Raw genomic sequence first — 14,271 nt, forward strand, 5'->3', positions numbered from 1 at the left:
TGGGAGGACCTCGTGAGCCGCGCGGGTCTGCAGGACATCTGGCCGCTTTCGCCGTTGCAGGAGGGGCTGTTGTTCCTCTCCGGCTACGACGAGTCCGAGGTGGACGTCTACACGGTCCAGACCGTGCTCGAGGTCGAGGGGCCGCTCGACGCCGGGTTGATGCGGGAGGCGGTGGGGGCGTTGTTGCGGAGGCACCCGAATCTGCGGGTCTGCTTCAGCACCGAGGACGCCGATCGGCCCGTGCAGTTGGTGCCCGCCAGGGTCGCGGTGCCGTGGGCCGAGATCGAGACCACCGAGGCCGAGTGGCCCGCCATCGTCGAACGCGACCGCGCGACGAGGTTCGACCTGGCCAGCCCGCCGCTCATCCGGTTCCTGCTGGCGAGGATCGGCCCCGACCGGCACCGGTTGCTGGTGACGAACCACCACATCCTGCTCGACGGCTGGTCCACCCCGCTGCTGCTCGGCGAGTTGTTCGAGATCTACGGCGCGCGCGGCGACACCGGTGGTCTGCGCCGGGTGCGGCCGTTCCGCGACTACCTCGTCTGGCTCTCCCGGCAGGACCGCGACCTGGGCGAGAAGACCTGGGCCGAGGCGCTCGACGGGGTCACCGAGCCCACGCTCGTCGGCCCGCCCGGCGCGGCGAACTCCGGCGCGCTGACCCGGCGCGTCCCCGTGGGGATCGCCCCCGACCTCGCGGCGCGGCTCGGCGAGGTGGCCCGCGCGCTCCGCGTCACCGTCAACACCCTCCTGCAAACCGCGTGGGGGCTCGTCCTCGCCCGTCACCTCGGTCGCGGCGACGTCGTGTTCGGTGCCACCGTGTCCGGGCGCCCCGCCGACCTGCCCGGCGCGGAGTCCATGATCGGCCTGTTCATCAACACCGTGCCGGTCCGCGTCCGGCTCGACCCCGCCGAGACCGCCGCCGAGTTGCTGGCCCGCGTGCAGGCCGAGCAGGCGCGGGTGATGGACCACCAGTACGTCGGCCTGTCCCGCGTCCAGCGGCACACCGGCCTGCCCGAGCTGTTCGACACGATCACCGTCTTCGAGAGCTACCCGGTCGACACCGAGGCGCTCGGCCGCGCGGAGAACGCCGCCGGGCTGCGCGTGGTCGGCGTCCAGGGCACCGACGACACCAACTACCCGCTCACGCTGACCGCCGAGGCATCCGGCGGGCTCGACGTGTGGATCGACCACCGCCCGGACGTCATCTCCGGCGCGGAGACCGTCAGGTTCGCGACCCGGCTCGTGGCCGCGCTGACCGCTTTCGTCACCGACTCGGCTACACCCGTTCGCGAACTCGACCTACTGACCGCCGAGGAACGCACGACGCTCGCCGCCCTATCGCGCGGTGTCACCATCGGCGTAGGCGGAACCTCGGTGCTGCAAGCGTTTGCCGCCTCGGTGTCCGCCGCCCCCGAGGCACCCGCGGTCGTTGACACAACCGACTCGTTGGCCTTCGCGGAACTCGACGCCCGTTCGGATCTACTGGCTGGGTGGCTGCAATCCCAGGGGGTCACCTCCGAAGCCGTAGTGGCGTCGATGCTCCCGCGCACCGCTGACGCTGTCATCGCGTTGCTGGCCATCTGGAAAGCGGGCGCGGTACACCTACCGGTCGACCCCGGGTACCCGGCAGAGCGCATCCGCTACATGCTGGAAGACGCCCGTCCCGCGTTAGTGCTGTCCTCCATAGAGGACCACATGTCGGCCGCGCTCACTCCAGTCCCGGTTACCGGCGCTGCCTACATGATCTACACGTCCGGCTCGACAGGTAAGCCCAAGGGCGTCGTTGTCGAGCACGCGGGTCTAGTCAATCTGCTCGCCGCGCACCGTGTGGTCATGCGCCCCGGCCCGGTCCTGCACGCCGCGTCGTTCTCCTTCGACGCCTCGCTCGACCCGCTGCTCTGGCTGTTCGCCGGGCACACCCTGCACATCGCCGACGGCGACCTGATGCGGGACACGCGCGTGCTGGTCGAGTACGTCCGTACCAGGGACATCACCTACCTCGATGCCGCACCGTCGTTGCTGACGCAACTCGTCGCGGATGGCCTGCTGGACTCCGGTGTGTCCGTCGTGGGCACCGGCGGTGAGGCAGTCGGCGCCGCGCTGTGGCGCGACCTGGCTACGAGCACCGTCGAGGCGTTCAACTTCTACGGTCCCACCGAGTCCACTGTGGATGCCGTGGTGGCGCCGATCGCGGGCACGGACGTCGTGATCGGGCGGCCCGTGGCGAACTCCGCCGCCTACGTCCTCGACCCGGCGTTGTCGCTGGTCGCGCCCGGTGTCGTGGGTGAGCTGTACGTCGGTGGCGCCGGTGTGGCGCGCGGCTACTGGGAGCAGCCGGGGCTGACGGCGTCCCGGTTCGTGGCGAACCCGTTCGGGGCTGGGCGGCTCTACCGGACGGGCGACCTCGTTCGGTGGAACCCGTCCGGGTCGTTGGAGTTCCTCGGCCGTGCGGATGACCAGGTCAAGGTGCGCGGGTTCCGCGTCGAGCTGGGCGAGGTCGAAGCCGTGCTCGCCGAGGTCGCCCCCCGCGTCACGGCTGTGGTCCGAGACTCTCGACTCGTCGCCTACGTCGTGGGCGTGTCCGCCGAGACAGTCCGCGAACACGCGAAGGCAGTACTGCCCGAGCACATGGTGCCGTCTGCGGTCGTAGTCGTGGACGAGTTCCCGCTGCTCCCCAGCGGCAAGATCAATCGGGCAGCGCTACCCGACCCGGACCTCAGCGGGCTCGTCACCGCAAGCCGGGAACCGCGCACTCCCACGGAATCCGTACTGCACGACCTGTTCGCGGGCGTCCTAGGTCTACCGGCCGTCGGTATGAACGACGACTTCTTCACCCTGGGTGGCGACAGCATCGTCTCCATCCAGCTCGTCAGTCGTGCCCGCGCGGCCGGGGTGACGCTGTCTCCGCGCGATGTGTTTGAGCAGCGCACGGTCGCCGCCCTAGCCGCAGTCGCTGACGCCAAGGGCGAGCCGGTAGTGGTCGAGGAGGAGGGGGCTGCGGTCGGCATCGTTCCGCTGACCCCGATCATGCACGACCTCTTGGCCAACGGCGGCCCCATCAACCGCTACGCCCAGGTGCAGGTGCTGGTCGCGCCCACGGACCTCACCGAGGCTCGTCTTACGACTACCGTCCAGAAGCTCCTCGACACTCACGTCATCCTCCGGGCCCGCCTGACGCAAGAGGGACTGGATATCCCCACCACCGCAGATGCCGCCGATGCGGTCGCGGTCGTCTCTGGCGTCCTCGACGTCGACGGCGTCTTGGACACTCTTGACCCTGCCGCGTCCCGAGTGCTCCGCGTCGCGTGGTTCCCGGATGCGGGCGCGGTCGTGGTCGCCGCTCACCACCTCGTGGTCGACGGTGTCTCGTGGCGGATCCTGCTACCGGACCTCGTCGAGGCTTACGAGGGCGCGGACCTGCAACCGATCGGCACGTCGTTCCGCCGCTGGGCGCAGGGCGTCGTAAAGGCTGCCGCGAGCGCCAGCGAACTCCCGCACTGGAACAAGACTCTTGCAGGTGACGACCCGCTGCTCGGCTCCCGCGCGCTTGACCCGGCCGCTGACACGCTGGCGACGGCCAAGACCGCACGCACCGAGATCGGCGCGCTGCCCACCGAGGTCGCGGCCCGGTTCACCGCCGAGATCGACGATGTCCTGCTCGCGGGCCTGTCCGTGGCCCTCGGCCGGTGGCGCGGCCTGACCTCCGTGCTGCTCGACCGCGAGGCCCACGGCCGCGACGAGGACCTGGTCCCCGGCGCCGACCTGCACCGGACCGTCGGCTGGTTCACCAGCCTCTACCCCGTACGCCTCGGCGGGATCGACCCGCGTGACGCCGCCACGACCCTCAAGCGGGTCAAGGAGAGCCTGCGCGCGACACCGGGAACCGGCACCGGCTTCGGCCTGCTCCGCCACCTCAACCCCGACACCGCCGACCAGCTCACCACCAAGCCGCAGCTGCTGGTCAACTACCTCGGCCGGTTCGAACCCACTACCACCGATGCCGCGCCGTGGTCCCCGGTCGAGGCGGGCATCGCCGGTGGCGCCGACAAGGACATGCCGCTCGACCACGCGCTCCAGATCGACATCGTCGCTATCGGGTCCACGCTCATCGTTGACTGGACCTGGCCCGATGGCGTGTTCACCGACGCCGAAGTCAACGCCATCAGCGACCACTGGTGCGACGCCCTCGCGGAACTTGCCAGCGCCACAGGTGGCCGCACGCCCTCGGACTTCCCTCTCGTCACGCTCGACCAAGCCGAGGTCGATGCGCTGCTCGTCGACAACGTGGTCGACATCTGGCCTCTCTCACCACTGCAAGCTGGCCTGCTCTTCCTCTCCGGCCTCGAAGGCGCCGACGTCTACACCGTGCAGACAGTCCTGCACCTAGACGGCACCGTTGACGCTGCCCGACTCCGTGCTGCCGCTGACGCACTGCTCGCCCGCCATGCGAACCTGCGAGTCTGCTTCCGCGAACGCGCCAACGGCGAACTCGTGCAACTCGTCCTCGACAACGTCCGCGCACCGTGGCAAGAGGTCACCGGCGACGAGTCCGTCATCGCCGCCGACCTCGACACCCGGTTCGACCCGGCGACCTCGCCGCTGATCCGGTTCCTGCTGCTGCACCTGCCCGACGGCGGCCACCGGCTGGTCATCACCAACCACCACGTGCTGCTCGACGGCTGGTCGACCCCGCTGCTCGGCCAGGAACTCTTCGAGCTCTACGGCGGTGTCGCGCTCAGCGCACCCCGCCCGTTCGACGACTACCTCACCTGGCTGGCCGCGCAGGACACCGACCAGGCGCGGACCGCTTGGGCGAAGGCGCTCGACGGCGCCGAGCCGACCCTGCTCGCCGGACCGAGCACCACGACCGTCCGCCCCGAGAAGGTCGACTTCGACCTCACCCGCGCGCTGGTCGCGCCCGAGCGCGCCCGCACCCTCACCGCGCGCCTCACCGAGGGCGCCAGGGCGCTCGGCGTCACCATGAACACCGCCATCCAGCTGGCCTGGGGCCTGGTCCTGGCCCGCCACCTCGGCCGTGAGGACGTGGTGTTCGGCGCCACCGTCTCCGGCCGCCCCGCTGACCTGCCCGGCGTCGAGTCGATGATCGGCCTGTTCATCAACACCGTGCCGGTTCGCGTGCGGCTCGACCCAGCCGAGACCGTGGCCGAAGCCGCGCGCCGCGTGCAGGCAGAGCAGTCCGCCCTTATCGAGCACCAACACCTAGGTCTGGCCGACATCGGTCGCGCTACCGGCCTGACCGAGCTGTTCGACACCCTTACCGTGTTCGAGAGCTACCCCGTCGACACAGACGCGCTAGGACGGGCCGAACAGGCCGCTGGGCTGCGTGTCACCGGCGTGTCCGGCACCGACGCGACCGACTACCCGTTGACGCTCACCGCCGAGGTGGGGGAGACGCTGGAGTTGTCTCTGGAGTACCGGCCGGACGTGTTCGACCGCGACACCGCGACCTGGCTGGCCGACAGCCTCGTCCGCGTGCTCGACACGATCGCCGACGACCCGAGGTACCCCGTTCGCGGCATCACCCTCGCCACCGTGCCGGACCTGGCCGCCCAGAAGGACGTGGGCACCGGGCCGCGAGTCACCGCAACGGAGTCCGTGCTCGCCGTGTTCGACCGCCAGGTCGCCACTACGCCGGACACCACGGCGGTTGTCGACGAGCGGCGAGAGCTGAGTTTCGCTGAACTCGACCTCTTGTCCCGTGCGGTCGCCGGGCACCTTGTCGACCGTGGCGTAAGGCCGGGGGATGTCGTCGGCCTGTCGATGGCATCGTCGGCCGATCTTGTCGCGGCCATCCTTGGCGTCTGGCGGGCCGGTGCGGCCTATCTAGTGCTGGACCCGACCTACCCGGCTGAACGCATCTCTTACATGCTCGCTGACGCCCAGCCCACCGTCGTCCTCGATGGCATCGACGTCACTGGCACCTACGACTCCGCTGCGCCTCTTGGCGCCGCCTATGTCCTCTACACCTCAGGCTCGACCGGTAGGCCCAAGGGTGTGGTCGTCGAACACGCCAACTTGGCGAACTTGCTTGCCTCGCACCGCGCGACCGTGATGCCGGAGCAACGCCAGCGGGTCATCAACGCGGCGTCATTCGCGTTCGACGCGTCCGTGGACGGTCTGCTGTGGATGGTGGCCGGACACGAGCTGCACATCGTCCGGCCGGATCCGACCGCACTAGTGGCGTATGTCCGTGAGCACGGCATCAACTACCTCGACGCCGCGCCGGTCCTGTTGGCCCTGCTGGTCGAAGAAGGTCTGTTGGACACTGACATCGCCTTCGTCGGTACTGGCGGCGAGGCGGTGAGCGAAACCCTGTGGGACCAGCTCGCGGCATCTGACGTCACCGCGTTCAACTTCTACGGCCCGACTGAGACGACAGTTGACGCTACCTTCGCCCGCATCCAGTCAGGGGCACCTGTCATCGGCAGCCCTGTCGGGAACACCGAGGTCTACGTCCTCAACCGCAGTCTTGGCCAGCCGCCGACTGGTGTGCCAGGCGAGCTGTACATCGGTGGCGCCGGTGTCACCCGCGGCTACCTGAACCAGCCCGGTCTTACCGCGTCCCGCTTCATCCCGGACTTCCTCTCCGGCGCCGGGCGGCTCTACCGCACGGGTGACCTGGTGCGGTGGAATCAGAGCGGTCAGCTTGAGTTCCTGGGGCGTGTCGACGACCAGATCAAGGTCCGCGGGTTCCGCATCGAGCCCGGCGAGGTCGAATCCGCGCTGACCGACGATCCGTCAGTGGCGCGCGCGACCGTCATCGCCCGGGACAACCAACTCCTGGCCTACGTCATCGCGGCGGCAGGGCAAACGCCGAGTCCGACTGGTCTGCGTAGTCAGCTCGCGGCTGTCCTGCCTGAGCACATGGTGCCTGCCGCAGTCGTAGTGCTCGACGAGTACCCGACCCTTCCCAGTGGCAAGGTCGACCGCAAGGCCCTTCCGTCGCCCGAGTATGCCGTTGGGCAAGGTCGCGCACGCACCCCGGCCGAGGAAATCGTCGCGTCCCTGTTCGCCGAGGTGCTGGACCTGCCCTCGGTGGGACCGGACGACGACTTCTTCACCATCGGCGGTCACTCGCTGCTGGCGACCAGGCTCGTCTCCCGCCTCCGCGCGACCGTGGGCACGGAACTGGCGATCCGCGACGTCTTCACCGCGCGCACCGTCGCCGGTATCGCTGCCCTCGTCGGTAGCACCGGCGATGCCCGCCCGGCACTAGCGGCCGTTGAAAGGCCGCAGCGGTTGCCGCTGTCGTTCGCGCAGCAGCGGCTCTGGTTCTTGTTCCGGATGGAAGGCCCTAGCTCCACCAACAACATCCCGTTCGTCGCGAGGCTCACCGGTGACGTTGACCCTGCCGCGCTTCAGCTCGCACTCAACGATCTTGTTGCTCGGCACGAGAGCCTGCGGACGGTGTTCCCTGACCACGGCGGGGTGCCGTATCAGTCGGTGTTGTCGGACGTAGAGGTTCCGTTCGAGGTCGTAGATGGTGGTGGCGTCCAAGAGGCCACCGAATACGCCTTCGACCTGTCCTGCGAGATCCCGGTTCGCGCGTGGCTGTTCCGTGAGTCCGCCGATGTGTCCGTGATCGTGTTGCTCGTCCACCACATCGCCGCCGACGAATGGTCCACGGCTCCGCTGCTTGGCGACTTGGGCGCCGCCTACGCCGCCCGCCGCGCCAACACCGCTCCTGAGTGGACAGCACTACCGGTGCAGTACGCGGACTACACCCTCTGGCAGCGAGACCTGCTCGGTTCCGAGGATGACGCGAACAGCCTCGTGTCGAAGCAGGTGGCCTACTGGCGGGACACCCTCGCGGGCGCGCCCGAGGAGATCGCGCTGCCGCTGGACCGACCGCGCCCGGCTGTCGCGTCCTACCGGGGCGACGACGTCCGGTTCGACCTACCGGCCCAGGTCGCGGCCGATCTGCGGGACCTCGCCCGCCGCGAGGGCGTGACCACGTTCATGGTCGTGCAGGCCGCCGTCGCCGCGCTGCTGGCGCGGCTCGGCGCGGGCACCGACATCCCGCTCGGCACGCCCATCGCGGGCCGCACCGACGAGAACCTGGACCGGCTGGTCGGGTTCTTCGTCAACACCCTCGTGCTGCGCACGGACGTCTCCGGCGACCCGACCTTCGCCGAACTCCTCCGCCGGGTCCGCGAGGTCGACCTGGCGGCGTACGCGCACCAGGACGTGCCGTTCGAGCGGCTGGTGGAGATCCTCAACCCGGCCCGGTCCATGGCCAGGCACCCGCTGTTCCACGTCATGGTCACCCACACCGGTCTCGACGCCGACGACCTCGGCCTGCCCGGCACCGAGACCGCCGCGCAGGACCTGGCCACGACCACGGCCAAGTTCGACCTGTCGGTCGGCTTCTCGGACACCCCGGCGGGCATTGAGGGAATCGCCGGGATGGCGGGCTCCATCGAGTACGCCACCGACCTGTTCGACCGGTCCACCGTCGCCGACATCGCCGACCGGCTGGTCCGACTGCTCACGGCCGTTGCCACTGACCCGGGGCAGTCAATCCGCACGGTCGACCTCTTGGCTGCCGACGAGCGTGACCTGGTGCTGCGCGGTTGGAACGACACCGCCGAGCCCGAGGTGACCCGCACGCTCCCGGAGTTGCTGACAGCTGCCTTCGCGTCCTTCCCGCACGAGATCGCTCTTGTTTCGGGCACGGCCAGGTTGACCTACCAGGAGTTGGACGTTCTTGTCGGGCAGCTTGCCACCGAGCTGAACCAGCGAGGTGTCGGACCCGAGCGCGTAGTGGCGATCGGTCTGCCACGCGGCGCGGAGATGGTCATCGCGTTGCTCGCGATCCTGCGCGCGGGGGGAGCGTTCGTCCCTCTAGACCCGACCTGGCCGGCTGCTCGTCGCGAGACCGTGTTGGCGGAGTCCGGCGCGGTGCTGACTGTGACCGGCCCCGGCGGTGTCGCCGAGTCCGACCTCTATGTCGACCTCACGAGTTGGTCATTCGGCGGGCATCCGGTCGCCCAGTCTGACCACACACACGGCGCTCAACTCGCCTACGTCATGTTCACCTCAGGCTCCACGGGTACGCCCAAGGGCGCGATGATCCGGCACGAGGCCATCAGCGCGCGGTTGGTCTGGCAGAGCGGGCTGCTCGGGTTCGGACAAGGCGACGCGTCGCTGTTCAAGGCGCCGCTCTCGTTCGACATCTCCGTCAACGAGATCCTCCTTCCCCTGGTCACCGGCGGTCGGTTGGTCATCGCCGAGCCGGGTGGGGAGCGCGACCCGCGTTATCTGCTCGACCTCATCGACAACGAGCGGGTCACCTTCGTCTACCTGCCCTCGTCCATGCTGGACGCGCTCTTGGAGTTGGCGGCGGGAACGGAGTCACTGCGCGGTCTGCGGCACGTGTGGTGCGGTGGGGAGGTCCTGACGCCGGACCTGTTCGACCGGTTCCGCGCCGCGCTCGACACCACGATGTACCACGGTTACGGCCCCGCGGAGACCACCATCGGCGTCTCCCACGTCGTCTACCGCGAGGGTTCCGACCGCATCGCGACCTCGATTGGTAGGCCCAACCCCAACACCCAGCTCTATGTACTCGACGATGCTCTTAACCCGGTGCAAGCCGGTATCGCGGGTGAGCTGTATGTCGGTGGTTATCTCCTCGGCCGCGGTTACGTGAACCGACCGGACCTGACCGCGTCCCGATTCGTCGCGGACCCGTTCGGCGCCCTGGGAACGCGCCTCTACCGCACCGGCGACCTGGCCCGTTGGGCAGGCGACGGGTCGCTGGACTTCGTCGGCCGTGCCGACAACCAGGTCAAGATCCGGGGTATGCGCCTGGAATTGGAAGAGGTCGAGTCCGCGCTCCTCGCCCACCCCGGCGTTCGATCCGCAGTCGTCACGGTTCCTACCGGTAGCGCCTACCTGGCCGCGTACGTCGTCGCCGACGGTGGCGCTGACCTGTCCGACTTGGCAGCGTGGGCGCGCAACACCTTGCCCGACTACATGGTGCCGTCGGCGTTCGTCGAACTGGAAGCGCTGCCGATCACCGCTAACGGCAAGGTTGACCGGAAGGCCCTACCTGACCCGGCAGTGGAAACGGGGGAGAAGCGCGCCGCGCGTTCCCCGCGCGAGGAGCTTGTTGCCGGGATCTTCGCCGACCTGCTCGGGCTGGACAACGTAGGCACCGACGACAACTTCTTCAACCTGGGCGGTCACTCGCTGCTGGCGACCAAGCTGGTCAGCCGAGTCCGCTCGGTGCTAGGAGTCGAGCCGACCATTCGGGATGTCTTCGAGGCACCCACGGTCGCGGGGCTTGTGTCTCGCCTTCCGCTATCCGGTGTTGCCCGGCCTACCTTGACGCGGTCGGACCGGCCGGAGCGGTTGCCGCTGTCATTCGCACAGCAGCGACTGTGGTTCCTGTTCCGGATGGAAGGGCCCAGCTCCACCTACAACATCCCGCTGATTACCCGCCTCACGGGCGACGTGGACGCTGCCGCGTTGCAGACCGCGCTCAATGACGTCGTTGCTCGGCACGAGAGTCTGCGGACGGTGTTCCCTGACCACGATGGGGTTCCGTACCAGTCGGTGTTGTCGGACGTAGAGGTTCCGTTCGAGGTCGTAGACGGCGGCGGCGTTCAAGAGGCCACGGAGTACACCTTCGACCTCACGCGGGAGATCCCGGTTCGCGCATGGCTGTTCCGCGAGGCGGGCGAGTCGGTGATCGTGCTGCTGGTGCACCACATCGCCGCCGACGAGTGGTCGACGCCGCCGCTTCTCGGAGACCTTGGTGTGGCTTACGCTGCCCGGCGCGTTGGGGCTGCCCCTGAGTGGGCAGTGCTTCCGGTGCAGTACGCGGACTACACGCTCTGGCAGCGAGACCTGCTCGGCTCTGAGGACGACCCAGACAGCGTTGTGTCGAACCAGGTCGCTTACTGGCAATCGGCGCTAGAGGGCATGCCCGAGGAGTTGGCGCTACCGGTCGACCGCCCGAGGCCGCCCATTGCGTCCTACCGGGGCGGGGAAGTCACCTTCGACCTCAGTGGTGACGCGTTGCGTGGCCTCCGCGCCGCCGCACGGGCCAACGGCGCCACCCTGTTCATGGCGACCCAGGCCGCCGTCGCCGCCCTGCTGTCGCGGCTCGGCGCGGGCACGGACATCCCCTTGGGCTCACCCATCGCGGGCCGCACCGACGAGGCGCTCGACGACCTTGTCGGCTTCTTCCTCAACACGCTGGTGCTGCGCACGGACGTCTCCGGCGACCCGACCTTCGCCGAGCTGCTCGCCCGAGTCCGGGAGACCGACCTGGCGGCCTACGCGCACCAGGACGTGCCGTTCGAGCGGCTGGTGGAGATCCTCAACCCGGCCCGGTCGATGGCCAGGCACCCGCTGTTCCAGACCATGGTCATCTTCCACGACGCCGACGACCGCGACCTCGGCCTGCCCGGTGTCACCGCTGCCGAGCCGGATAGCGCGAGTCTGGACATCGAGGTCACCACGGCCCGGTTCGACCTGACGTTCACCTTCACCGAGCTGGCCGACGGCATCACCGGCACCGTGGAGTACGCCGACGACCTGTTCGACCGGGCCACCGCCGCACGGCTCGCCGAACGCCTCGTTCGGTTCGTCGAAGCGGTCGCGGTCGCTCCGGCAGACCCGATCGGCACGGTCGACCTGCTCACTGGCGACGAACGCCGCTCGCTGCTCGACTTTCCGGCGGACCCCGTCGTCACCGACACGATCCCAGCCCGGTTCGCGGCCCAAGCCGCTGCCACACCGGATGCCATCGCCGTGGAAGCAGGCGACGGCTCTATCACCTACGGCGAGCTGCTGACACGAGCCGAAGCGTTGGCCGGTGAGCTTGTCCGGCGTGGGGCTGGTCCTGAGCGAATCGTCGCGTTGGCCTTACCGCGTTCCGTGGACATGGTTGTCGCGATGCTCGCGGTGCTGCGCTCCGGTGCCGCGTACCTGCCGCTCGACCCGGAGTTCCCGGCCGACCGGCTGGAGTACATGGTCGCGGACACCGATCCCGCGCTCTTGGTGACGACCGACGCTCTTAGGTCAGTCCTGCCGCCGATTGCCGAGACGGTCACCTTCGCCGACACGTGGCACGGCGCTGTTCCGGCCGAGCTGCCGCACGTCGACAGCCCGGCGTACGTGATCCACACCTCTGGCTCTACCGGACGCCCCAAGGGCGTTGTCGTCCCCCACGGCGCGGTCGCGAACTTCGCCGAGGCCATGGGCGAGCTGGTCGGGTTCGGCCCCGGTGATCGGTTGTTGGCGGTCACCACGCTGTCCTTCGACATCGCCGTGCTGGAGCTGCTGGTGCCGTTGACGCGCGGGGTGACCGTGCGGGTGGCCTCCCGCGAGGAGGTTCTCGACCCGAGGCTGCTCTCCGGGTCGGTCACCGACTACGTGCAGGCCACCCCGTCGCTGTGGCAGGCGGTCCTGGACACCGGCGTTGACCTCGGTGCCACGACGGTGCTGGTCGGCGGCGAAGCGTTGCCGTCGTCGCTGGCCGGTGCGCTCGCGGGCCGCGCTCGACGCGTCGTCAACCTCTATGGCCCGACCGAGACCACGGTCTGGTCGACGTCGGCGGAGGTCGTCGACGCGCGGGTCGTGATCGGGCACCCGATCCGCGCCACCCAGGCTTATGTCCTGGATTCGGCGCTAGGGCTGGTTCCTGACGGCGTAGTGGGCGAGTTGTACCTAGCCGGACACGGCGTGGTCCGCGGCTATCACCGTCGCCCCGACCTGACCGCGTCCAGGTTCGTTGCGAACCCGTACGGCGCCGGTCGGCTCTACCGCACAGGTGACCTCGTTCGCCGTACCGCCGCCGGGATCGAATACCTGGGTCGCGTCGACGACCAGGTCAAGGTCCGCGGTTTCCGCATCGAACTCGGTGAAGTGGAGTCAGTTCTCTCCACTGTGGACGAGGTGACCCGCGCGGTCGTGGTTGCCCGCGACTCACGACTCGTCGCCTACGTCACGCCCGCCTCGGTCGACCCGGCGGCGTTGAGGGTCGCCGCGTCGGTTCGCCTGCCGGAGTACATGGTTCCGTCCGCATACGTCACCTTGGACGCGTTCCCCCTGACCGCGAACGGCAAGGTGAACCGTCGCGCACTCCCTGCACCCGACTTCACGGCGCTCTCTATCGGCCGCGAACCGGCAACAGACCGCGAACGGCTGCTTTGTGACCTCTTCGCGGAGGTACTCGGACTCGACAGCGTTGGCGCCGACGACGACTTCTTCGTCCTAGGTGGCCATTCGCTGCTTCTAGTCCGCCTCAGCGCTGCGCTTGAGTCACACACCGGCGTAAGACTGCCGATCACCACTCTGTTCACCGCGCCCACTCCAGCCGCTCTTGCCGCTCACCTGGACGGGGGGACCGCCGCCAACGCGCTTGACCCGATGGTCGAACTCCGCGCTGGATCCGGTGTGCCGGTGTTCGTGGTGCACCCCGCGAGCGGGCTCGCGTGGCAGTTCGCGCCGCTCAAGGCATGGCTACCGGACGGCGTTCCCCTCCTCGGGTTGCAGTCGCCGCTGCTCACCGAACCGGCCACGACGTTCGACAGCCTTACCGAGGTGGCCGAGCGGTACGCCGCAGAGATCACCCGACGCCAACCGGAGGGCCCGTACCGGCTGGTGGGCTGGTCCTTCGGCGGCAACGTCGCCTACCTGGTCGCGGCCGCTCTTCGCGCGGGGGGCCACGAGGTGTCGCTGTTGGCGCTGCTCGACTCCCGCCATTTCGACCCCGTGCTCGACACCGTCCCCGCTGACCAGCAGGAAGCCCTGGAAGGTCTGCTGTCCGACTTGGACTACCCGCTGCCGGACGTGGTGACCATGGACTCCGCCGTTGCCGCGATCCACGCCCGCGGTGACGTCATGTCGGAGTTCGACACCGCCGCGGTAGAGGCCGTGGTCACCAGCTACCTGACCAGTCAGCGCTTACTCGCGACCGCCGAGTACCCGTCCTACGACGGCCCTCTGCTTCTAGTCGACGCGCTGGTACCCGAACCCGGTTTTGAAGCGGCGCACTACTCGGCCGCTGACGACTGGCGCGACCTGGCGCCGTCTCTCGACGTCGTCGAGTTCGCGTGCAGGCACGCGCAGGTGGTCTCGCCCAAGATGCTGCCCGCGTTGGGGGAGGTGCTCTCCCGGCTGCTGTAAACCGTTGGGGTACAACAGGTTGCCCATCGGGGTACGGTCCGGCCACGGGGCGGAGGCAGTCGGGCACTGTGTGCTAGTGTCGGATTTGCCCCTTTCTCTGACCTGGAT

Annotated in this window: 1 protein-coding gene; it reads left to right on the top strand. The window is 69.0% G+C overall.

The genetic code is table 11. The annotated features are described in order from the left end of the window. The first annotated feature begins 12 nt into the window (after nt 1–12). Nucleotides 13–14,163, top strand: a complete 14,151-nt coding sequence (locus tag CLV68_RS26025; RefSeq protein WP_147460171.1) for a non-ribosomal peptide synthetase — start codon at nt 13–15, stop codon at nt 14,161–14,163. The last annotated feature ends 108 nt before the right edge of the window (nt 14,164–14,271 follow it).

This window comes from Actinokineospora cianjurensis, from assembly GCF_003663795.1.
In the GTDB taxonomy this organism is placed as follows: Bacteria; Actinomycetota; Actinomycetes; order Mycobacteriales; family Pseudonocardiaceae; genus Actinokineospora; species Actinokineospora terrae.